This is a genomic window from Desulfosarcina cetonica JCM 12296, assembly GCF_001311845.1.
GTDB lineage: Bacteria > Desulfobacterota > Desulfobacteria > Desulfobacterales > Desulfosarcinaceae > Desulfosarcina > Desulfosarcina cetonica.
Genome location: NZ_BBCC01000012.1, coordinates 44,878 through 66,785, shown reverse-complemented (window position 1 = coordinate 66,785; position 21,908 = coordinate 44,878). Strand labels below are relative to the sequence as shown.

At 57.0% G+C, this 21,908-nt stretch carries 23 protein-coding genes; 16 read left to right on the top strand and 7 right to left on the bottom strand.

Going from position 1 to position 21,908, the window contains the following annotated elements:
* The first annotated feature begins 94 nt into the window (after positions 1-94).
* Positions 95-1,624, top strand: a complete 1,530-nt coding sequence (locus tag JCM12296_RS04695) for a sensor histidine kinase (RefSeq protein WP_054690488.1) — start codon at positions 95-97, stop codon at positions 1,622-1,624.
* A gap of 53 nt (positions 1,625-1,677) precedes the next feature.
* Positions 1,678-3,024: a sigma-54-dependent transcriptional regulator gene (locus JCM12296_RS04690; RefSeq protein WP_246803988.1), complete on the top strand. Its 1,347-nt coding sequence runs from the start codon at positions 1,678-1,680 to the stop codon at positions 3,022-3,024.
* Positions 3,025-3,104: 80 nt separating this feature from the next.
* Here JCM12296_RS04690 and JCM12296_RS04685 read toward each other — a convergent pair whose 3' ends face one another.
* Positions 3,105-3,716 (bottom strand): hypothetical protein, encoded by a 612-nt coding sequence (locus JCM12296_RS04685; RefSeq protein WP_157067378.1) that lies wholly within the window; start codon positions 3,714-3,716, stop codon positions 3,105-3,107.
* A 336-nt stretch (positions 3,717-4,052) separates the two neighbouring features.
* Between JCM12296_RS04685 and JCM12296_RS04675 the strand changes: the two genes are divergently transcribed.
* The 10 genes from JCM12296_RS04675 (at position 4,053) to JCM12296_RS04640 (ending at position 13,070) form a co-directional block, all read left to right on the top strand.
* Positions 4,053-5,042, top strand: a complete 990-nt coding sequence (locus JCM12296_RS04675; protein ID WP_246803987.1) for an amino acid ABC transporter substrate-binding protein — start codon at positions 4,053-4,055, stop codon at positions 5,040-5,042.
* 170 nt (positions 5,043-5,212) lie between these two features.
* Positions 5,213-5,464, top strand: coding sequence for a hypothetical protein (locus JCM12296_RS43490; RefSeq protein ID WP_246803986.1), 252 nt, complete (start codon positions 5,213-5,215; stop codon positions 5,462-5,464).
* A gap of 20 nt (positions 5,465-5,484) precedes the next feature.
* On the top strand, positions 5,485-6,390 hold the full coding sequence (locus tag JCM12296_RS04670) for an amino acid ABC transporter permease (RefSeq protein ID WP_246803985.1): 906 nt from the start codon (positions 5,485-5,487) through the stop codon (positions 6,388-6,390).
* Entirely contained in the window at positions 6,387-7,064 is a 678-nt protein-coding gene (locus JCM12296_RS43485; RefSeq protein WP_246803984.1) for an ABC transporter permease subunit, read from the top strand. The genes JCM12296_RS04670 and JCM12296_RS43485 overlap by 4 nt, the downstream gene beginning before the upstream one ends.
* 2 nt (positions 7,065-7,066) lie before the next feature.
* Positions 7,067-7,480: an amino acid ABC transporter permease gene (locus tag JCM12296_RS43480; protein ID WP_246803983.1), complete on the top strand. Its 414-nt coding sequence runs from the start codon at positions 7,067-7,069 to the stop codon at positions 7,478-7,480.
* A 186-nt stretch (positions 7,481-7,666) separates the two neighbouring features.
* Positions 7,667-8,443 carry an amino acid ABC transporter ATP-binding protein gene (locus JCM12296_RS04660; protein WP_054690478.1) on the top strand — a complete coding sequence of 259 codons (777 nt, stop codon included), beginning with the start codon at positions 7,667-7,669 and terminating at the stop codon, positions 8,441-8,443.
* Between the two features lie 12 nt (positions 8,444-8,455).
* Positions 8,456-9,589: an alanine racemase gene (gene alr / locus JCM12296_RS04655; RefSeq protein ID WP_054690475.1), complete on the top strand. Its 1,134-nt coding sequence runs from the start codon at positions 8,456-8,458 to the stop codon at positions 9,587-9,589.
* A 10-nt stretch (positions 9,590-9,599) separates the two neighbouring features.
* Positions 9,600-10,697, top strand: a complete 1,098-nt coding sequence (locus JCM12296_RS35890; RefSeq protein ID WP_172683765.1) for an AAA family ATPase — start codon at positions 9,600-9,602, stop codon at positions 10,695-10,697.
* Complete coding sequence (locus JCM12296_RS04645) at positions 10,694-12,388, top strand: ATP-binding protein (RefSeq protein ID WP_054690468.1); 1,695 nt, start codon at positions 10,694-10,696, stop codon at positions 12,386-12,388. Before JCM12296_RS35890 ends, JCM12296_RS04645 begins: the two co-directional genes overlap by 4 nt.
* Entirely contained in the window at positions 12,378-13,070 is a 693-nt protein-coding gene (locus JCM12296_RS04640; RefSeq protein ID WP_054690464.1) for a hypothetical protein, read from the top strand. The genes JCM12296_RS04645 and JCM12296_RS04640 overlap by 11 nt, the downstream gene beginning before the upstream one ends.
* On the opposite strand, the gene JCM12296_RS04635 is transcribed toward JCM12296_RS04640, so the two are convergent.
* Positions 13,063-13,920, bottom strand: a complete 858-nt coding sequence (locus tag JCM12296_RS04635) for a D-amino acid aminotransferase (protein ID WP_054690462.1) — start codon at positions 13,918-13,920, stop codon at positions 13,063-13,065. The two genes, JCM12296_RS04640 and JCM12296_RS04635, sit on opposite strands and share 8 nt — an antisense overlap.
* A 231-nt stretch (positions 13,921-14,151) precedes the next feature.
* Here JCM12296_RS04635 and der point away from each other — a divergent pair, with 231 nt between their 5' ends.
* Positions 14,152-15,537, top strand: coding sequence for a ribosome biogenesis GTPase Der (gene der, locus JCM12296_RS04625; protein ID WP_054690456.1), 1,386 nt, complete (start codon positions 14,152-14,154; stop codon positions 15,535-15,537).
* A 6-nt stretch (positions 15,538-15,543) separates the two neighbouring features.
* Here der and JCM12296_RS04620 read toward each other — a convergent pair whose 3' ends face one another.
* A complete protein-coding gene (locus JCM12296_RS04620) occupies positions 15,544-16,431 on the bottom strand; it encodes an amidohydrolase family protein (RefSeq protein WP_054690454.1) in 888 nt (295 codons plus the stop codon).
* Positions 16,332-16,703, bottom strand: a complete 372-nt coding sequence (locus JCM12296_RS37855) for a hypothetical protein (RefSeq protein ID WP_157067376.1) — start codon at positions 16,701-16,703, stop codon at positions 16,332-16,334. Before JCM12296_RS37855 ends, JCM12296_RS04620 begins: the two co-directional genes overlap by 100 nt.
* A gap of 88 nt (positions 16,704-16,791) precedes the next feature.
* On the opposite strand from JCM12296_RS37855, the gene JCM12296_RS04615 reads away from it, so the two are divergent.
* Together JCM12296_RS04615 and tsaA are read left to right on the top strand one after the other, a co-directional pair.
* The gene (locus JCM12296_RS04615; RefSeq protein ID WP_054690510.1) at positions 16,792-18,141 is read left to right on the top strand and encodes a replication-associated recombination protein A; all 1,350 of its coding nucleotides are present in this window, start codon (positions 16,792-16,794) and stop codon (positions 18,139-18,141) included.
* 8 nt (positions 18,142-18,149) lie between these two features.
* On the top strand, positions 18,150-18,572 hold the full coding sequence (gene tsaA / locus JCM12296_RS04610; RefSeq protein WP_054690451.1) for a tRNA (N6-threonylcarbamoyladenosine(37)-N6)-methyltransferase TrmO: 423 nt from the start codon (positions 18,150-18,152) through the stop codon (positions 18,570-18,572).
* A 71-nt stretch (positions 18,573-18,643) separates the two neighbouring features.
* Here the strand turns inward: tsaA and JCM12296_RS04605 are convergent, their stop codons facing one another.
* Complete coding sequence (locus JCM12296_RS04605; RefSeq protein ID WP_054690448.1) at positions 18,644-20,023, bottom strand: CDP-archaeol synthase; 1,380 nt, start codon at positions 20,021-20,023, stop codon at positions 18,644-18,646.
* A gap of 261 nt (positions 20,024-20,284) precedes the next feature.
* Between JCM12296_RS04605 and JCM12296_RS04600 the strand changes: the two genes are divergently transcribed.
* A complete protein-coding gene (locus JCM12296_RS04600; RefSeq protein ID WP_054690445.1) occupies positions 20,285-20,686 on the top strand; it encodes a DUF3124 domain-containing protein in 402 nt (133 codons plus the stop codon).
* 36 nt (positions 20,687-20,722) lie between these two features.
* Here JCM12296_RS04600 and JCM12296_RS37850 read toward each other — a convergent pair whose 3' ends face one another.
* Complete coding sequence (locus JCM12296_RS37850; protein WP_157067375.1) at positions 20,723-20,875, bottom strand: response regulator; 153 nt, start codon at positions 20,873-20,875, stop codon at positions 20,723-20,725.
* On the bottom strand, positions 20,875-21,747 hold the full coding sequence (lgt, locus tag JCM12296_RS04595; protein WP_218187967.1) for a prolipoprotein diacylglyceryl transferase: 873 nt from the start codon (positions 21,745-21,747) through the stop codon (positions 20,875-20,877). The genes JCM12296_RS37850 and lgt overlap by 1 nt, the downstream gene beginning before the upstream one ends.
* Positions 21,748-21,908 lie beyond the last annotated feature (161 nt).

Here is a 21,908-nt window from a genome sequence, read left to right as displayed (position 1 = left end):
CATCCCACCCCATCGCCTAACGCTTCCCCTTATCCGCTATTCATGATATCATTTTATATTCATTCAACCTTAGGCATGTATTTCCGGTCCGAATATGCCCTTTCGCGGGATTAAAAGTCGGGTTTTCCTACAGTTTTGGCTTCTGTTTTTCATTGTTTTGCTTTTAAATGAATTGCTGATTTTTTTTATTTTTCTAGAAATCAGCATTTCCCGAACCATCGAACAAAAGCGTCAACAACTCAACCAGATCTGCTTCCTGAAAAGATGGGATCGTCGAAATGACGCTTTTATAGCTCATGATGCGCAAGAGCACCGCGATCGCTATTGCTTTTTCTTTCCGACAGTTTTGGATGGGGAAAAGGAAGCCGCAGCAGGAATTTCAACGGAACTCACCCGTGCGGTTAAACGGACGCTTGCCGATGGCAGGTCATATACACTGAGAACCGGAAAAACCTTTGGTCTGCTTTTTCCGCAAGCCGAAAGCCTGGTTCTGACGATTGCCGTGCGGAACAAAGAAAAAATCGTCGGTGCCTGCGGGATAGAAACATCACTTGCCCCCATCTACCAGGATTTTCGACGCTTCCAGAAAATTACCCTGGTCTTCATCACCATTTGCAGCATTTTTTTCGCGTTGATCGGGCATCGTCAACTCGCGCGAATCTATTTCAAACCGTTAAAGCGCTTGGCCAAAAAAGCAGAGTCCTACCAAGACGAACAACGCCTGATCTTTTCCGTTCGCAAAGAGGACGATGAGTTTTCTATTTTATCCTCATCCTTGAACAAGATGCTCAATCGGATTGCCGAAAATAAAGCAGAACTTAAAGCAACCATCGCGTCCTTGCAAACGGCCAACGCGGATTTGCAGAAAGCTCAACGCGATATCATTCGTGCTGAAAAAATGGCTACCGTTGGACGGTTAACCTCCGGCCTTGCCCATGAGATTGGCAATCCCATCGGAATTGTGCTGGGTTATATTGACTTATTGAAACAGGAGGATCTGTCGACGGCAGAACGCAATGATTTCCTTTCGCGATCCGAGGCTGAAATAACACGAATAAACCACATCATCAGACAATTACTGGATATGTCGCGATCCTCCCAAGAAGAAGTCAAGGCCATCTCGATCCACCTTTTACTTCAGGAATTGGTGGATGTATTCAGTTATCAGCCATTGGCGACGGATATCCGTTTCGAAACCGTTTTTAGCGCCAACCACGATTGCATTCATGCTGACCCGGACCAAATCCGGCAAGTCTTTTTGAATATCATTTTAAATGCCATCGATGCGGTAAAAATGCGGCCGGATGACCAAGGAAGAATCCTGCTGCAGACCGAAAACCTCCTCGAACCGGCAGCTCAAGGCACAAATAAAGGCTACAATTTTCTGCGCGTCACCGTCAAAGACAACGGTCCAGGAATCGCGCCTTCGATTCTTCCTCGCCTTTTTGACCCTTTTTTCACGACGAAATCGCCGGGGAAGGGGACTGGGCTGGGTTTAAGCGTTTCATTTATGATCGTTGAACAATTGGGTGGAGAAATTACCGCGGCCAGCAACGATGCGACTGAAGAAGGCGGCGTTTTTAATATCAAGCTTCCGTTGTCGTCACCCGATGATACGGTTTAGTGGTTTCAGGAATGTGGGATTGAAATGGAAAAAATGGTGCTGCCAAAAAAATCTTGATTATCGATGACGAAGAGAACATGCGTCACATGCTGAAGGCCGTGTTGAACCGTTACGGGTATGCCACCGAGGCCGTTAGTGATGGATCCAGCGGACTTGAGATGATCAGGAATAGCGTTTTCGACTTCGTTCTCTGCGATATCAAAATGCCGCAAATGGACGGCATGGAATTTCTTAGGGCCGCGCGCTGCGATCTTCAGCACACCACCGTCATCATGATGTCGGCCTACGGCAGTATTGATCTGGCCATTGAAGCCATGAAACTCGGTGCCTACGATTTTATTTCCAAACCCTTCAAGAATGAGGAAATTCGGCTGACCATCAAAAAAGCCGAGGAGCGTGAGCGGCTCAAGCAGGAAAATGTCGCCCTCAGGGATCAGATCCAGCGGATGGGCGGAAAGCTTTCTTTTGGGAATATGGTGGGAAAGAGTCCTGCCATGCAACAGGTCTTTTCAATGGCGCTCAAGGTTGCCCGTTTTGATAGCACCGTCCTGATCACGGGGGAGAGTGGAACCGGAAAGGAGCTGATCGCCCAGGGGATCCATCGGGAGAGCCAGCGGCGTTCCGAACCCATGATTCCGGTGAATTGCGCATCCATTCCGGAGAATCTGCTGGAGAGCGAACTGTTCGGCTATGTCAAGGGTGCCTTTACCGGTGCCGATAAAGACAAAAAGGGCCTTTTTGTATCGGCCCAGGGGGGGACGATCTTCCTGGATGAGATCGGAGATATTCCGCTTTCCCTGCAGCCCAAGATTTTGCGGGTGCTTCAGGAGGGCGAGGTCCGGCCGGTCGGTGCCGCAAAGACAAAAACCATTGATGTCCGCGTGATTGCCGCGACTTCCAGAGATCTCGCCAAGGCGATTTCCGATGGGGATTTCCGCGAGGATCTTTTTTATCGACTGAATGTCGTGCCCATTGCCCTGCCACCGCTCCGCCAGCGCAGCGAGGATATTCCGCGATTGTGCCATTTTTTCATCAATCGCTTCAACGAGAGCTTGGGCAGCCGCATAAAAAACATCTCCGCTGAAGCCATGACCCTCTTAATGGCGCATCCCTGGCCGGGAAACGTGCGTGAACTCGAAAATGCCATTGAACGCGCCATTGTTCTGGCCGAGGGCACGACATTGGCACCCGCCGCCTTTTTGGGGCTTCCCAAAGTGCCAGAAAACAACGCCGGTGAGGGTGACGGGTTTTCGTTGAAAGCCGCCCGGGCCGCGCTGGAAGCGCGCATGATCCGCAAGGCGCTGGCCGCGACTGGCGGTAATCGTACCCACGCGGCCAATCTGCTGGAAATCAGCCATCCCTCCCTGTTAAGCAAAATGAAACTTTACGGTATCACCTGAGGTGGGGTTGGAATTTGCATCATCATTCCGTCCTCGTGTCAGTATGCTCCCCCTGGATTTCTTTGCCCATCGTGAGTTTCCTACAAATTGGCCTGCTGGAAAAGCCGTTCGATATTCAGTTGGTTGATCATCTCGCTAAAGATTTCGCTGATCACTTTTTCCGCGTCGCGGCTGCCGATGACCTTCATGCGTTCACCGCTACCGCTGACCGCCTCGCGTGCCACGCGTTTTTCGTTTTGGGACAGACTCACTTCGAAATCGATATCGGTTTGCCATTTTTGGTCGATCAGGTTGATGCGGAATCGGTTGATTTTGACCTGGAAGCGTGGAACATCTTCATCCTTTTGATCCACCACCGTGATTCCCATTTGTTCCAAGCGCTTCTTGAGCGCGGTCTCGAACAAGGCGGGTAGCGGGTAGGCACCCAAAAGGAACCTTTGCTGATCTGGCGCTTCTACCGCCAGGGAAAACAGTCCACTGAAATATTGGAATTTTTCTTTTGCCGCCGCATTGAAGATGTCGGTATCGGCGCGCATATCCTGGGTTTCGATATAGACGCGACGACCCGTTATATGTTCACTGGCCGGTGGCAGTTGATAGGTCAAATTGATATAGACTTTTTTCATGCATGCCGTCATCCCAAGGGCAAGAATCCCCAGGCCCACCAGCATGACAATGTGTTTTCTTCTCATCCAGCGCATCGCTTCTCCTTTTTGTATATGCTTTCGGAATGCTTCTGAACCATGATCGGCGCTGATCGTGTTGCCTACAGGAGGTCTTGTTTTTTGTCAATGCAGGACAGACGGACCACAAGGTCCATGCGCGCACGATTTGCGGAAGATCGAGACCCCTTCGGCTGGCAAAGGGGCTTGCCAAAATGAAAGTTTCCATGTTATTCCAAACAATATTGTCCATTTTTAGCTTCAATACGAATCTCCCGATCATGTTAGGTGAGGCCGACGATAGCCCTGCGGACCACTGACAGGTCCGGTTGAACCACTAACCTTTGTTTGACTGAGGAGGACTTGATGAAACGACTTCGATTACTACTGACCGTGATGGTCGCCCTTGCAATGGTTTCGACTGCATATGCAGGAACCCTGGCTGATGTCAAAGCCAAGGGGTTTGTCCAGGTCGGTGTCAATGGCGATCTGTTCGGTTTTGGCAAGCCCGATGAAAAAGGCGTCTGGAAAGGCCTGGATGTGGATACCGGCCGGGCGATTGCCGCCGCCGTGTTTGGCGATGCCAATAAAATCAAATTTATTCCGCTTACGGCGGTGACCCGTTTCACCGCCCTGCAGTCCGGGGAGATCGACGTGCTCTGCCGCAATGCAACCCGCACCCTGACGCGCGAGACCTCCATGGGCCTGAATTTTGTGCAGGTCAACTACTACGATGGCCAAGGCTTTCTGGTGCCCAAGGCCCTGGGCGTGAAGAGCGCCAAGGAACTGGATGGCGCCGCCGTTTGCGTGCTGCCGGGAACGACCACCGAGCTTAACGTGGCGGACTACTTTCGTGCCAGTGGCCTGAAGATGAAACCGGTGGTGATCGAAAATACCGCGGAGTTGTCCAAGGCGTTTTTCGCCGGCCGTTGTGACTGCCTGACATCCGATGCTTCCCAGCTGGCCGGCGCCCGGGCCGTGGCCCCCAAGCCGGACGACTACATCATCCTGCCTGAAATCATTTCCAAGGAACCCCTGGCGCCGGCCGTGCGCCACGGTGACGATCAATGGTACGATATCGTCAACTTTTCCGTACTGGCCATGATCAACGCCGAAGAGCTGGGCATCACGTCCAAAAATGTCGACGCGATGCTGAAGAGCACGGACCCAAGGTACAGCGCTTTCTCGGGGTTACGCCGGGCAACGGCGCCGCCCTGGGCCTGGATGAGAAATTCGCCTACAACGTTGTCAAGCAGGTGGGCAACTATGGCGAAGTGTTCGAGCGCAACGTGGGCATGGATAGCCCCCTCAAGATTGAACGTGGCCTCAACGCCCTGTGGACCAAGGGCGGGTTGATGTACTCACCCCCGTTCAAATAGTCTTGTTTCCGCCGCCGGCCAGCACGGGATTTTCACCGGTTGTGGGGTTCCGTGCCGGCCGATCAATCGGTGTCTCTTTTAATTGGCTGTTGTGCGCGTTTCTGATTTTTTCTTGCCTGGCAGCCTGCAACCCAGAGCGATAACCGGATGCAAAAGATCGACACCGGGGATGCCAAAACTCCCCTGTTCAACGACCCTGCCAAACGCTCCCTCATTTATCAGGTCGGTGCGGTGCTGATGGTCGCCGCCTTGGCCTACTACCTGATATCCAACACCTTGAACAATCTGGATCGTCAGTCCATCGCCACCGGCTTCGGTTTTCTTGACAAAGAAAGCGCTTTTGAAATCGGCGAATCCGTCATTCCCTACTCGGCGGCCGACACTTCGCCCGCGCCCTGATCGTCGGCGTGCTCAATACCTTGAAAGTCTCATTCATCGGTATTGTATTGACGGTTGTCCTCGGCACCCTGATCGGCGTTGCGCGGCTTTCCACCAACTGGCTGGTTTCCCGTCTGGCGGCGACTTACATCGAGGTCCTGCAGGATATTCCCGTCCTGTTGCAGCTTTTCTTCTGGTATGCCATTTTCTATGAAGCGTTGCCGGCGCCGCGCCAGGCGCTCAACCCGATCAGCGGCCTTTTCTTGTGCAACCGGGGAATGATATTCGCCATACCGGCGGCGCACCCGGCGTGGATGTGGATGGGGTGGGCGTTTCTGTTGGCCTGCGGGCTGGCCTGGCTGTTGCGGCGATGGGCCATGCAGCGTTTGTTCGAGACCGGCAAACCCTTCCCGACATTTTGGAGCGCTCTCGGACTGCTGGTCGGTTTGCCGCTGGTGGTCTGGCTGTTCTTTGGCGCACCGGTCGCCATGGACACGCCTCACCTGAGGGGATTCAATTTTCAGGGCGGCATGAGTATCAGCCCCGAGTTTGCCGCGCTTCTGCTGGGGTTGGTCCTTTACACGTCGGCCTTTGTGGCCGAGATCGTGCGTGCCGGTATCCAATCGGTCAATAAAGGGCAAACCGAAGCGGCCAAGGCCTTGGGACTCAAATCGGGCAGGGTGCTGAGCCTGGTGGTGCTGCCCCAGGCGTTGCGCGTGATTATTCCGCCGCTGACCAGTCAGCTGTTGAATCTGACCAAAAACAGTTCCCTGGCCGTGGCCATCGGCTTTCCTGATTTTGTTTCCGTGGCCAATACCACCATCAATCAGACCGGACAAGCCATTGAAGGGGTTGCCCTGATCATGGCAGTCTATCTGAGCTTGAGCCTTCTGACCTCGGCCTTCATGAATTGGTACAATAAAAAAATGGCATTGGTTGAACGATGACGGTCTATACTTACGACGATACAGTTGCTGACATTAAACCGCCGGCCACATCGGTGGGCGTGCTGGGCTGGGGCAAACACAATCTGTTCGACGGCTGGTTCAATTCCGTCCTGACGCTTGTGGTGGTCGCTTTTCTGATCAAGGCCCTGCCGCCGCTGATCAAGTGGGCCTTCCTGGAGGGCCACTGGGCTTCCAGCGGCGCGGGGTGCCAAAACGGAGCGGGTGCCTGCTGGTCCGTGATCACGGCCAATCTGCGGTTCATTATTTTTGGCTTTTACCCCCACGATTTGCAATGGCGTCCGTTGTTGGCCATGATTCTCCTGGTGGTCCTGCTGTTTTACAGCCGCGACCGGAATCACTGGCGCAAAGCCCTCGGCTGGGGCTGGTTGGTCGGCCTGTTCGTCATGGGGGTTTTGCTGCGAGGCGGCCTTTTCGGGATGACCGTGGTGGAGAGCACCCAGTGGGGAGGGCTGCCCCTGACCTTGCTGCTTTCGGTTTTCGGCCTCACCGCGGCCTATCCGCTGGGGATCGTTTTGGCCTTGGGTCGCGCATCGCACATGAAGGCGATCAAGACCCTGTGCGTGGTTTACATCGAAATGATTCGTGGCGTGCCCCTGATCAGCCTGCTCTTCATGTCTTCCGTGATCTTCCCGCTGTTTCTTCCCGAAGGGTGACGGTGAACAAGATCCTGCGCGCCCAGGTGGCCATCATTCTTTTCACGGCCGCCTACATCGCCGAAGTGGTGCGCGGCGGGTTGCAGGCCATCCCCAAAGGGCAGTACGAGGCCGCCGATTCACTGGGATTGAACTACGTCCAGACCATGCGACTGATTATTTTGCCCCAGGCCCTGAAGATCGTTATCCCGCCGTCGGTGAGTATCCTGATTTCGGCCTTTAAGGACACCTCCCTGGTGGTGATCATCGCCCTTTATGACCTTCTCAAGACCACCAAGTCGGTTCTCTCGAATCCCAAATGGATGGGGTCCTCGGCCGAAGCCTACATTTTCCTGGCGGTCGTCTATTTTATCTGCTGCTTTTTCATGTCCAACTACAGCCGACGGCTGGAACGGGAACTGGATACGGGGTTATAAAAAAAAACAGTGTGAAGTGTTACGTTTTAAGTGTTAAGTCATGGATTAAGATCGTTTATATGCGCTATGGCGAATCGCTGCTTATCCATACCCAACTATAAAGAATTAGACAGAATGCCACCACTTAATACTTAATACTTAATACTTAATACTTAAAACTTAAAACTTAACACTACGGATTTATTCATGACTCAAACAACCGAAGCCGTCGATAACGGTATCAAAGAAAACGACACCATCATCAAAATTGCCGGCATGCACAAGTGGTATGGTGATTTTCATGTGCTCCAGGATGTCAATCTGGACGTTGCCCGCGGTGAACGAATCGTTATCTGCGGCCCTTCCGGGTCGGGGAAGTCGACCCTGATCCGTTGCATCAACCGCCTGGAGGAACACCAGCGCGGCAAGATTATCGTCGACGGCACCGAGTTGACCAATGATCTCAAGAACATCGAGAAGATTCGGACCGAGGTCGGCATGGTATTTCAGCATTTCAACCTCTTTCCTCACCTGACCATCCTCGAAAACCTCACCTTGGGACCCATCTGGGTGAGGAAAACGCCCAAGCGCGAAGCCGAGGAGACGGCCATGGCTTTCCTGGAGAAGGTGCACATCGCCGAACAGGCCCAGAAATATCCGGGCCAACTTTCCGGTGGTCAACAACAGCGTGTGGCGATTGCCCGCAGCCTGTGCATGAAACCCAATGTTCTGCTGTTCGACGAACCCACGTCCGCCCTGGATCCGGAGATGGTCAAAGAGGTTTTGGATGTCATGATCAGCCTGGCCCGGGAGGGCATGACCATGCTGGTGGTGACCCATGAGATGGGCTTTGCCAAAAGCGTCGCCCACCGGGTGTTGTTCATGGATTATGGGCGCATCGTCGAAGAGAATACCCCGGAGGAATTCTTCGAGAATCCCCAGCACGACCGGACCAAACTCTTTCTAAGCCAGATCCTGCACTGAAAGCCATCGATCATGTTCGCCCGAACCCTTGCCACCATTCATCTGGACCACCTGCGCGCCAACTACCGCCAAATTCAACAACACATCCAACCAGCCCGCCTCATACCCGTGGTCAAGGCCGATGCCTACGGCCATGGCGCCGTGGCGGTTTCCCGCTGCCTGGTGGAGGCGGGTGCGCACCTGCTGGCCGTCGCCCAGTTCCAGGAAGCCATGACCCTGCGCGATAGCGGCATCCAGGCGCCGATTCTGATTTTCGGCCGCCTGTTTCCGGACGAATTGCCTGCGGCGATCCGGGCCGGCTTTCGTATCAGTTTGTTTTGCCGCGAGGACCTTGGCTGGGTCGAGGAGGCCGCCGGGGATCAGCCGGCCCATGTGCATGTCAAGGTGGAGACTGGCATGGGTCGGGTAGGGGTTTTGCCGACCGAGTCGGCGGCTTTTTTCGATGATCTAAAGCGATCGCGACGCTGCGTCTGGGAAGGGATGTACAGCCATTTTGCCACGGCGGATGAAACGGATAAAACCTATGCCCGTGAACAGCTGGTCCGCTTCCAGTCCCTGATCCAACGTTTGCGTGACAACGGCCGGCGCGTGCCCCTGATCCATATGGCCAACAGCGGTGCGATTCTGGATCTCCCCGAAAGCCGCTTTGACGCCTGCCGCTGTGGCATCATGCTTTACGGGCACTACCCGTCGCGCCAGACCCAATGGTCGATCCCCCTTAAACAGGTGATGCGCCTGACCACGGGAGTGGCCCATTTGAGACGCCTGCCGGCCGGTCACAGCGTGAGTTACGGACGGCGATGGCGCAGTGAACGGGAAACCACCATCGCCGTCCTGCCCATCGGTTATGCCGACGGGCTCCGACGGCATTTGACCGGTCGGATGCAGGTTCTCATCCATGGTCAACGCTATCCGGTGGTGGGTACCATCACCATGGATCAAACCATGGTCGACGTCGGTGATGGTCCGGTGCAAGTGGGCGACGAGGTGCTGATCTGGGGAGATGGTCGGGACGGCGCCATTCAGGTGCTGGATGTGGCCGAGGCCATGGGCACGATCCCCTACGAGCTCACCTGCGGTATTTCGGCCAGGGTGCGGCGCGTCTATGTCGATGCCGGCGATGACCGGCGGCCGACGGCGCCCTGACGGTCTCCGGATGGACCCACGAACAGTTGCCTCCGTCATGCGGTGCCCCTTCTGTCATGCCCGCGTGGATGCCGATGCGGCTGTTTGCCGGGCATGTGGCGCTCGGCTCGGTGCGTTGTGCGACGGCTGTGAAACCATCAATCGTCCCCACAGCCGTTTTTGCAGCACTTGCGGTCGTGCCCTGGCACAGGTCTCCCATGGAAATTCACCGATCCGTGGGGGCCACCATCCAGTCACTCCGGCCCCGCCGGCCTCCCTATCGTCGCTTGGCGAGCGCAAGTGGGTAACGGTCCTCTTCTCCGATCTTTGCGGTTATTCCAGACTTTGCCAACAGATGGATCCTGAAGATGTGCGCGAAATGATGGACGCGATTTTCACCTCCGTCGTCGACATCATCACTGGATATGGGGGCCACATTGACAGGATTATCGGCGATGAGGTCCTGGCCGTTTTCGGCATCCCGCAAGTTCAGGAAGATGCGCCCCAACGCGCCGTCCGCGCGGCCATCGACATCCATGGCATGGTGACGGAAACGAGCACGCGGTTTGGCGACCTTTTGAATCATCCGCTGAACATGCATTCGGGGATCGCCACGGGGCTGGTCGTTACCGGAACGGTCGATCTGACGACCGGCCGACACGGTATTACCGGCGATACGCTAAACCATGCCTTGGCGTTGACCAACCAGGCAGCCGGTGGTGAAATCCTCGTGGATGAATACACCATGGCGGCCACGTCCGGGTATTCTCTTTTCGAGCGGCGCCGTTTCCCCGTGGGCCCTGGCAAGGATGATGCTACCCATGCCTATCGGGTATTGGGCATCGCGCGAATGCCTGATCGGATCCACCGATGTCGTGGCCTGCGTGCCAGGATGGTCGGGCGTGAGATGGAGATGGCGTGCCTGCAACAGGCGTTCGACGCCCTCTCCCGGGGGCAGGGCGGCTGTGTCTTCATTACCGGCGAGGCCGGAAGCGGAAAAAGTCGGCTGATCGCCGAGTTCAAGAACAGCTTGCCGCAGGACAACGTTCGCTGGCTGGAAGGCAATGCCCACAACTATACCCAGAACATTCCTTATTATCCCCTTATCGATTTGTTGGCCCGTGCTTGAGCCTGCGTGAGAATGACAGCGAAACCGAGATCTGCAAAAAACTCGTCCATGAACTCGCTTTTCTGGAACCCGATGCAATGGCATTCGCCCGGGTTCTGGCGCGGCTCTTTACGCTGGCCGATCGCCGCAATGCCATCGATACACCTGAAACCTGGAAGCGAAAGCTGCAACAGGCCCTGGTTCAGTTGGGCCTCCAGCAGTCCCAGAAGACACTGACCGTCATTTGCCTGGAGGATCTTCACTGGAGCGACCCATCGACCCTGGCCGTGTTCCGGTCGCTCGTCAACGCGGTGAACCTGCCGGTTCTGTTCCTGGGCAGTTTCCGATCGGAAAAATGCGATTTTTCCCCCGACCAGATCTTCAACCCCTACTATGGCAGCACCACCATTTACCTGCGGGACTTGCACCCGGAAGTGGCACAGGCCATGCTGAATGCATTGCTGGAGACGACCCAACCCCCGGCGGCGTTGTCAACGGTCGTTGCCGAACAATTGGGGGGAAATCCTTTTTTTATCGAGGAGATGGTCAATGCCCTGGTCGACAACGGAACGCTTGAAAGGACCCCTGCGGGCTGGCGGCTGAACGGCCCTGTTGGCACGGATGCCGTCCTGCCCAATATCGGCGCAGTCATCGCCGCGCGCCTGGATCAGTCGGGGGCGGCGACAAAACAGATCGTGCAGGCAGCATCGGTCATCGGCAAGCAATTTTCGACGGCCCTGCTGAAGAAAATTTCGGATAAACCCGAAACGGTCACGGACGGTCTGGCCATTCTCAGCGCCTTGGGCCTGATTTTGAAATGCGACAATACCGATGCGCACTGCTTTGGTTTCAAACACGCCCTAATTCAGGAGGTGGCCTACAATAGTCTGCTCAAACGGCAGCGCAAGGATCTGCATGAGCGTATCGGCCTGGCCCTGGAAGACGGGACCGCGGGATGCACCGACGCTTTGGCCGAGACCCTGGCCCATCACTTCAGCAGTGGCCACAGCCAGGACAAGGCGGTTGACTATCTGCGGCGGTCGGCACGCAAGGGATTGAAAAAATACGCGGTTGCCGAGGCCCATCAGTATTATGAAAAAGCCTTTCGGATCCTTGCGCTGAAGGTGCCGCCGGCCGATGCAAACCACGGCCGGTTGCTGTCCCTTCTCATCGAATGGTTCTTTGTTTTTCATCTGCGGGGACGCTATCGGGATGCCCTGTCCCTTTTGATCCCCTATGAAACCGTCGCCAGGACCAGCCCTGACCCTCATCTTAAAGGGCTGTTTCTCGCCTGTCTGGGATGTGCCTACCAGAAACGGGAACAGCTTGCCATTTCGCGGGACTATCTGCAGGCGGCCATTGCCATTGGCGAGCCGATCGATGATCATAAGGTCGTCGCCTTTGCCGCCGCGCACCTGATCTGGACCTGTACCGACATGGGGCGGTTGGAAGAAGCCTTGCAAGTGGCTGAAAAAGCGGAATGCGCGGCCTTCCGTTTCCGCGAAAAAGACACTTTCTGGTCGGATGAAATGGATCAGGATCTACTGCGTTCCCTTTACACCGGTATGGCCGTGACCCATATGTTCCGCGGGGACAGTCGCAGTGCCATGCATTGGGAGCCCGCATGCTGGCCCACGCCGAACAAACCGGAGATGCCAACAGCCGTTCCGGTGCCTATCTGCCTACGGCATGGGGGCCTTCGTGGCCGGTGATTTCAAAAGCGCCATCGACCAGTGCCGCTTGGCCATCGATGGGCCGGCGGATGCGTATTTCCATTGCAACGCCGAATTCATCATGGCCTGGGCCTACCTTTCCATGGCTGACTTCTCTCAAGCGGAGCGGCATTTCGGGAATGTGATGCACTTTTGCCAGGCGTGTGGCTACGACCTCGTCGGAAAGACCGCCGAAGCCCTGTCCACCGCCATCGCGGTGGCCCGGGGGAGGCTTCGGGCCGGAGCCAAGGCTTTTCTGGACTACACGGTCAAGTACATGGCCATCGGCAAGCATTACCATGCTCAGATGGCGCACTACCTGCTCGGCAATGTTTACCTGAATATGGTATTGGGAGAGCACCGTTTGCGGCCTGGTGTGATTCTGCGCAACCTGGGGTTCCTCATCGGCCATCGGCCTCGGGCCGCCAGGCTGGCGGAGCGCCATTTCAAGGCGGCCATCCGGATCGCCGGGCAGATCGGCGCCCTGGGAATCAAGGGGCAAGCCTGTTTCGACCTGGGACGACTCTACCTGGCCGGAAAACGTGCGGATTTGGCCATGCCGGTGTTGAAGGAAAGCATCGCCCTCTTTGAACGGATCGGTGCCAGCGAGCATCTCCTGCGGGCCAGGCGGGTGGCCAAATCGATCGTGCCGGATCGCCCGCATCACCACCATGTCATCTGACATCCGGCCGGTCGAGTGCCTTTGCACCTAAGGCTGCGTAAAGCTGACGGGTGATCGGTCCAACGCCGCCGTTGGCGATGATCCGGTCGTCGACGCCGATCACCGGAAGCACTTCGGTCACGGTACCGCTGAGGAAAACCTCATCCGCGGCATAAAGATTTTCCCGGGTGAAAAAGGATTCGCTGAATTCCAGACCGATCTCGCCACAGATCTCCAGGATTGCCATGCGGGTGATGCCCGGCAGGATATGCGGGGTCAGCGGGTGGGTGGTCAAGCGCCCGTTTGAGACGGCGAATACGTTGGAACTCGTGCCTTCGCGGACGATATCCTGATCCGATACGAAAATGGCGTCATAATAACCCGAGGCGAGGGCCTTTTGCTTGGCCAGGCAGTTGGCCAGAAGTTGGGTGGTCTTGATGTCGCAACGGCTCCAGCGCAGGTCGCGCACGGTGATGGTTTGTATGCCGTTGTCGCGCAGGTCGGCCGGAATTGCCTTGATCTCGCGGACGGTCATGACGATCTGGGGCGTGAGCGTGGTGGCAAAGGCATGATTGCGCGGGGCTACCCCCCGGGTGATCTGGATGTAAATCCCGGCCCGGGCGTAGCCGGCGCGTTGGAACAGCTCGGCGATCGCCGATCGGAGATGGGGACGCGGGATCGGCGCATAGCCCAGTTCGCGCAAACCGTGTTCCAGCCGATCCAGGTGCGCCTCAAGCCTGAAAAGGCGGCCTTCATAGCTGGCGATATACTCATAGACCCCATCGGCGAACTGGTAACCGCGATCCTCGATGGGAACACGCGCCTGGTCGATGGGCATGATTTCCCCGTTCAGATAGGCAAGATCCGGCATGACCGTTTCCTTTCGGTGGGATGTAAAAAGCGGTCTTTGTTTTTGTCGTGGCTTCTTTACCCTACACCAAAAAACCATGCCCGTGAAACTCATTTCCCTGCCGGCCCACGTTTCAGCGGTCTTTTTTTCAGCCCGTTTGACACGGGATTTGAACCTGGGATATAGCTCTGTAGGATTGATTGCCGCCGGTTGTCGGACCGGAATGATCACAAACGGAAATAGAAACAACCCATGAAACCCATCGTTGCCATTGTGGGGCGGCCCAATGTGGGCAAATCGACCCTTTTCAACCGTATCACCCGGTCCCGGGATGCCATTGTGGACGACCTGCCCGGCGTGACCCGGGACCGTAATTTCGGGGATGCCCGCTGGAACGAAAAAGCCTTCACCCTGGTGGATACCGGTGGTTTCGCCGAAGGGGACGCGGATGCCTTTGCACCCCATATCCGCCAACAGGTGGAGCAGGCCATCGCCGACGCCGATGCGGTGATTCTGGTGCTGGACGGCAAGGGCGGCAGTTCGCCTTTTGACACTGACCTGATCCACACCCTGCGCAGCGTGACCAAACCGGTTTACTTCGTGGTCAACAAAATCGATGGGGAGGGGCAGGAGAAAGCCCTGTTCGACTTTTACGGGCTGGGGATCGATCACCTCTTTCCCGTCTCGGCCGAGCATGGCTACGGGGTTGCCGATTTTCTGGACGCCCTGACCGACGACTTTCCCGATGTCGCCGCAGAAGAGGACGCGACCGATGCGATCCGCATTGCCGTGATCGGCAAACCCAATGCAGGCAAATCCTCGCTGATTAACGCTATTCTGGGGGAGAAGCGGCTGGTGGTCAGTGAGGTCGCCGGCACCACGCGTGACGCCATCGACACGGCCTTTACCCGCGAGGGCAAAAACTATGTGCTTGTCGATACGGCCGGTATCCGCCGCAAGGGCAAGGTCTCCCAGCGTCTGGAAAAGTTCTCCATCATCAAGGCCCTGCGCAGCCTGGAGAGCTGCCATGTGGCCCTGATTATCATCGACGCCGAGGAGGGCATCAGCGAGCAGGACGTCCGGGTGGCCGGCTATGCCTTTGATCGTGGCTGCGGGGCGATTTTCCTTTTGAACAAGTGGGATCGGGTGGACAACCAGGACGGCAAGGCTCTCAAGCGCATGACCGAGAATTTGCGCATGACGGCCAAGTTCCTGGGTTTTGCTCCGGTGATGACCGTGTCGGCCAAGACCGGCTTGCGCGTCCAGCGCATTTTCCCCATTGTGGACGAGGTTTACGGGCAGTACGCCATACGGATCACCACCGGCCAGCTCAACAAGGTCATGGCCCAGGCCATCGAACGGACGCCGCCGTCCCTGCACAAGGGCAAGCGGCTCAAGTTCTACTACGCCACCCAGGTTTCGACGCGGCCACCGACCTTCGTCAGCTTCGTGAATTTTCCGGATGCGGTTCATTTCTCCTACCAGCGCTATCTGACCAACCAACTGCGGGATGCCTTCGGCCTGGACAAGACCCCCCTCCGACTGTGGCTGCGCCAGCGTACCGGCAAGAATCCGGATTTTCTGAACAAGAAGCGCACACCGGTGAATCGCAAACGCAAACGGCGGGAGCGGCGCTGATCGGCTTCATCTGACGGATTGGGACCGATACAGACATTGCCCCTCACCATAAACGGTCACCGGGAATGCCGCGAGGTCAAAGGGGTCGCCGTTCCAACCGCTGAACGAGGCCCAGTAACCTTTCTCGAGGGTGCCGACCGTCTTCTCGATTCCTAAAAACGCCGCATTCTTGCGAGAGATCAGTTCGATGGCCTGCTGCCGGGTATACCCGCAACGCAGAAACCAGCGGGTGGTGAGCAGCAGGTTGCGCGACGGAACCACCGGATGGTCGGTGATCAAACCGAAGGAAACGCCTGAATCGAGCAGGTGGCGGATGTTGCGCCAATTCTCGTGGCGGAGCTCGACTTTATACGCAAAAGCATCCAGCGGGCCGTAGGCCACGGGAATGTTACGTTTTTTCAAAGCGGCGAAAATTTCCGGCTGGTTTACATCGCTGGCATGCTCGACCGTGACCCGCAGGCCGAAGGTGTCCACCAAACGCAGCAGTGCAGCGATATCGTCGATCTTGTGGACATGGGTTCGCAGCCGGGTTTTCCCCTCGATCAGATCCCGCAGGACACGTTCTTCGGCACTGAATTCGATTTTCGCCTGCTCTTTCTTACTGGCCGTTGACCAACGATCCATCTTGTCTTTGACCTGATAGAGCTTTTCCCGAAACATCCCCACAGCCCCCATACGCGTGGTGGGGCGCTCACCTTTCCAGGTGCGGGTGGACATGGGGTTGTAGCCCAAGGCCGCCTTGACGCCGGCGCGTCCGATGAGGGCCGCGCTGCTGTTTTTGGCGAAGTGGCGGATCACGGCCGACAAGCCCCCGACGATGTTGCCGCTGCCAGGGACGATGCAGGAGTACAAGACGCCCATTTCAATGGCATCGGTAAAGGCCGGATCGTCCATCTGCAGCGAGTCGAGGCGTCGGGCAGAAAAAGCATGGGCCTGGTCTTTTCGTTACCCTCGCCGTCGGATTGCGGCTCTCCGGCACGATACAGGCCGATGTGGCTGTGCGGATCGATGAAGGCCGGCGTTACCACCGCGAATTCGCCAATCGATGTGCCGCCGGCGGGTTTCTTTGGGGATACGTCGACAATCGTGGCATCATCGAACGACAGGTAGGTGCGCTTTCTCACATCGGTCCCCGTGTAGAGCTTCTCGGCAAAAAGATACGGCATGATCGCATTCTCCCATGCTGTTGTGGTTTCTCTCATTTTCGCTGCGGCCGACTTTTCTTACGCGTGCCGCTGGTATATATACTCAAGCATGGAACTTTTCGATCAACAAGCCCAAATCGAGACCGATACCGAGCGCCCGTTGGCCGAGCGCATGCGGCCCCGGCGGCTGGCGGATCTTTTTGGTCAGGAAGCGGTCACCGGTCCGGGATCCCTGGTGCGCCACGCCATCGAGAACGACCGCATCTTCTCCATGATTCTGTGGGGGCCGCCCGGCTGCGGCAAAACCACCCTGGCGCGCATCATCGCCTTTGAAACCGAATCCCACTTCGTCCACTTCTCGGCGGTGCTGTCCGGTGTCAAGCAGATCCGCGAGGTCATCGACGAAGCCAAAAAGCAGCGCCAATTCCAACGCAAGCGCACGATTCTTTTCGTGGACGAGATCCACCGTTTCAACAAGGCCCAGCAGGACGCCTTCCTGCACCATGTGGAGTCCGGATTGATCACCTTGATCGGCGCGACCACCGAAAACCCGTCGTTTGAGGTCATCTCTCCGCTGCTTTCCCGCTGCCGGGTGATCACCCTCAATTTGTTATCCGATGAGGCTCTGGGCCAGGTGGTCGACCGTGCCCTGGCAGACGTGCCGGCCGGTCTGGGGGGACTTGGACTGGCGTTGGCGGATGAGGCCCGTCGGCACTTGGTCAACATTGCTTCCGGAGATGCGCGCAGCATCCTGGGCAGTCTTGAAGTAGCGGCCACCCTGACCCTGGCCGAGCCACCACCGGTCGAAGGCGGCCTGCGCAGCATCACCCTGGCGCATGTGGAGAAGGCCCTGCAGAAAAAGGCCCTTTTGTACGACAAACAGGGGGATGAACACTTCAATTTGATCTCCGCCTTTCACAAAAGCCTGCGCGGCAGCGACCCGGATGCGGCGCTTTACTGGCTGGCGCGGATGATCGAGGCCGGCGAGGACGCCCTATACGTGGCCCGGCGCATGGTGCGCTTCGCCTCCGAGGATGTGGGCAATGCCGATCCCTTTGCCCTGCGCATCGCCCTGGGTGCCATGGAGTCCTTTCGTTTCCTGGGGCACCCGGAAGGGGATCTGGCCTTGGCCCAGGCGGCGGTCTATCTGGCCACCGCGCCCAAGAGCAACGGCGTCTACAGGGCCTGGAACGCGGCCCGCAAGTTGGTCCATGAAAAAGGGGCGCTGCCGGTGCCCCTGCACATCCGCAACGCCCCCACGACGCTGATGAAGGATTTGTGCTATGGCAAGGATTATCGCTACGCCCACGACTACAAGGACGGTTACGCCGTGCAGGAGTACCTTCCCGAGGCCATTGCCGGCAGCCTGTTTTACTTCCCCACCGAACGGGGCTACGAGAAGATGATCGCCGGGCGACTGGCCAAATGGCGGGAAATCAAAGCCAAAAAAAAAGGATAGAAAAGACCATGCCGATCAACCTGGAACCGATTGGAACCGCCCATACCGAAGCCGACAGCCTTCCGCGCCATTGGACGGTGTCGGACGTCGAGGGCACACTGGTGATCGACCCCCAGTACACTGAGGGGCTTGCGGATGTCATTGCCGGGCAAAAGATCGTGGTGCTTTTTCATTTTCACAAAAGCGCGCCCTTTACACCCGAACTGTTAAAGCAAACCCCGCCCCATCGGAATCAAACGTCGGGCGTGTTCAGTATTTGTTCGCCAAGGCGGCCCAATCCCATCGGACTGTCGGTGCTGACCGTGCTGGGGCGCGATAAGAATGTACTTCGCGTGAAAGGCGTGGACATGCTAGACGGGACGCCGATTCTGGATATCAAACCCTTTATCACCGACGAGAGCAACCTGCCGAGTCGGGAAGACAAAGCTTGATCCAGCAAAGCGGCGGCAGAAACATCAAGGCGTCGGGAACGGTTTGGTTGGAGACGGCGGGGCGTCCCGCTTCAAGCGCAGCAGGACCACTTCGCCCAGGGTACCGAAGCGCACGGGCACACCGGAAACACCGGCCCCGGTGCTGGTGTAGCCCTGCATACGGCCGAATTGCCATTGCCCTTGGTGTATTCTCGGGGGGCGCGGGAATGGGTGACCACCGGCCCGATTCGCGGAAGCTGAACCTGCCCGGCGTGGGTGTGGCCGCACAGGTAGAGCCTGGCGCCATAGGCGGCGGCCTCGTCATAGACATCCGGGGAGTGGGCCAAAAGGATGGTGAAGGCCCCGGCGGGGACATCTTCAAAGGCGATGCGCAGATCGTGGGCCTGGTAGTAGGCGGGGTCATCGATGCCCACCAGCCAGAGGTGGTCTTCCCCCCGGGCCAGGGAAACCGCATCGTTGACCAAAAAACGGAGCCCCCGCTTTTCCAGCGGCGGGATCATGCCGATGCAGTCGTGATTGCCCAGTACGGCATAACAGCCGTCTCGGGTGTCGATGGCATGCAGCAGACGGCGCATGCGAATGAGCACTTTGGAGTAGGGACCGGACAGCTTGGCCCGGTAGTCGCCGCCGAATAGGCACAAATCCACGCTGAGCGGCGCGACCAGGGAGATGATCGCCTGATCGAGACCGGCCAGCCCGTCCAGGTGCAAATCGGTGAGAAGCAGGATCGTATAGCCGTCAAAGGCGGCCGGCAGATCATCAAAATGAAAGGTTACCGTGTTCAGCCGGATGGACAGAGCGTTTTTCCGGCCTCGCCCATACAGCCATGTCAACCGGAAGGCCGTTTTCATCAATAGCTGGTAATAGATGTTCCGATCGACATTGATTACCGGATGCAGGGGGTGGTAGGCCGTGTCACAGGCTCGCCATTCGCGTAGCCTGCCGGTCAGGGGCAAATTGCGGCGGTAGCGCCGGCCCGTGCGATTGAGTGAAATCCAGGTAAAAAGAAACGAACCCACATAGGCGCCCACACCAAACAGCAGAAGCAGACCGACATACGACGCCACACCCAAGCGGGCATAAGGGACCAGCACCAGCAGCGGTAGCGCCCCCTCGGGCAGTTGGTCCAGGCCGGCGACCACCGCACCGCTGGGCTTTCCCAGGCGGCGTTTCACGAAGCTGGTCAACAAGTCGCCGGCCATGCTGAGGAAACCGCAGCTCAGGCCGATGCCAAGCGGCATGCCCAGCAGCCATCCCATCAGCCCGCCGGTGGTGATACCGGCCAAAACCCCGCGAAGGGTTTTATGATCTCCCAAAAGCCGCCGGCCATCTTTTAGCCGGCAGCCCCCATCCACGGGCGTGCGGAAACGCTCCCGCAGCACGAGTGAAGCAATCGGCGGCGCCAGGTTGACCAGCCACAGCAGCGACAGGATTTTTAGGGATGGCCCCATGACGATAAATCTTTCTTGGTGGGTTGGGTGGATTTGACGATAATCAAACCCGCTTCAAGCATTTGCCTTCGGTCGTCCATATTGATAAAGAAAGCGTCGACCCTAAAAGAAGGGTCGACCAATTGGCCTTTCATACCATACAAAAATCAATGAAGGGAGTTCCAGGATGCTGAAGCGCCTCAATTTGATCGGCTTGACGACCGTATTTTGCCTGCAGCTGGCGGCGATCGGCGGCGGGCCCACCCCGTCGGCGTTTGCGACATGCCGTTGTTCAAAAGCCAGACCGTCTATGTGCCGGTCTATTCCCACATTTACAGCGGTGACCGGGAGCAGCCGTTTTATTTAGCCGCTACCCTGAGCATCCGCAACACCGACCGCAGACACGCCATCACCATCATGGCGGTGGACTATTACGATTCGGAAGGCAAATTCCTGAAACATTACCTGGCGTCGCCCCAGCCGTTGGGGGCCATGGCCACCCTACGTTTCGTGGTGCCCGAGTCTGACAAAAGCGGCGGTTCGGGGGCCAAATTCATCGTGGCCTGGCAGGCGGGGCAGCCCGTGGCCGAGCCGCTCATCGAATCGGTGATGATCAGTACCAAGACCCAGCAGGGAATCTCATTTACATCGCGGGGGCGGGTGCTGGAGGCGGTTTCGCCATAGGCGATCCCGGTCCAATATCCATCGGGCAGCAGCATTTCACCGGTCCAGCACTTCTCTGACCGCTTTGAGCATCTCCAGCGCACTGAATGGCTTGGGGATGAACCCGGCAGCACCGTCGGCCAGCGCCGTCGACAATTGGCCATTGAAGGAATACCCACTGGAGACGACAATCTTGAGTTCCCGGTTCACTAACAGCAGTTCCCTATTACTACTCTTAAGCGCCGGCGTCGGGTCTTTTTTTCAGAAGGACCAGCAGCCCCCCGCCAGCCAGCACCATGCCATGCACAACATCTGGCCCATGGAAAAGGAGAGGAACACGAATCCCAGCTGGGCGTCGGGTTGCCGGGCATATTCGATGAAAAAGCGTGCGATCCCGTAGCCCATGAGGTAGAGGGCCAGCATGGCGCCACGGGTTTTGACGCGCCCCTTGATGCTCCACAGGATGATAAAAAGGACGATGCCCTCGAAAAAGGCCTCATAGAGCTGCGAGGGGTGGCGTCGTCCAGGCCCGGGCGCAGGGGGAAGAACATGCCGATGGCATGGGTGGTCACCCGTCCGTAGAGCTCACCATTGATGAAATTACCCAACCGGCCGAAGGTATAGCCCAGCGGAATGCAGGGGACGATCAGATCGGCCATGTCGAGAAACGACAGCTTGTTCTTGCGTACGAAAATGAGCGCCGCGATCACCACGCCGATCAATCCGCCATGGTAGGACATGCCCGATATTCCCGTGAAATGGAACCCGCCGGAGAATTGAAACGGCAGGATGATTTCCAGCGGGTGCTGCAGGTAGTATGAGAAGTTGTAGAAGATCACGTACCCGATGCGCGCACCGATGATCAGTCCCAGGATCAAGGCGGTAATCAATCCCTGAAGCTGTTCGATGTCGATGGAAAAACGATCCTCGTGCTTCAACCGGTAGGCGGCCAGTCCGTAGGTGAAGGCAAAAGCCACAATATACATGAGGCCGTAATACTGCAGCCGGAAGCTGCCGATCTGAAAAATTACCGGATCCATATGTTCCGGCAGATGCTGCCACCAGTTGAGAAAACCATTCATGCGGGATCAACTCCTTGTTTTTCCCTAATTCGTGTTCATCCAGAAATGTCCAATTTTTCCGATATCCGTGTTGTGCAAAAAAATTATCCTTGGAATATCAACTATATGCCTGCGGTAAAATTTTCGCGTGCCTTGATCTCGACCAAATTTCCCTATTTCTG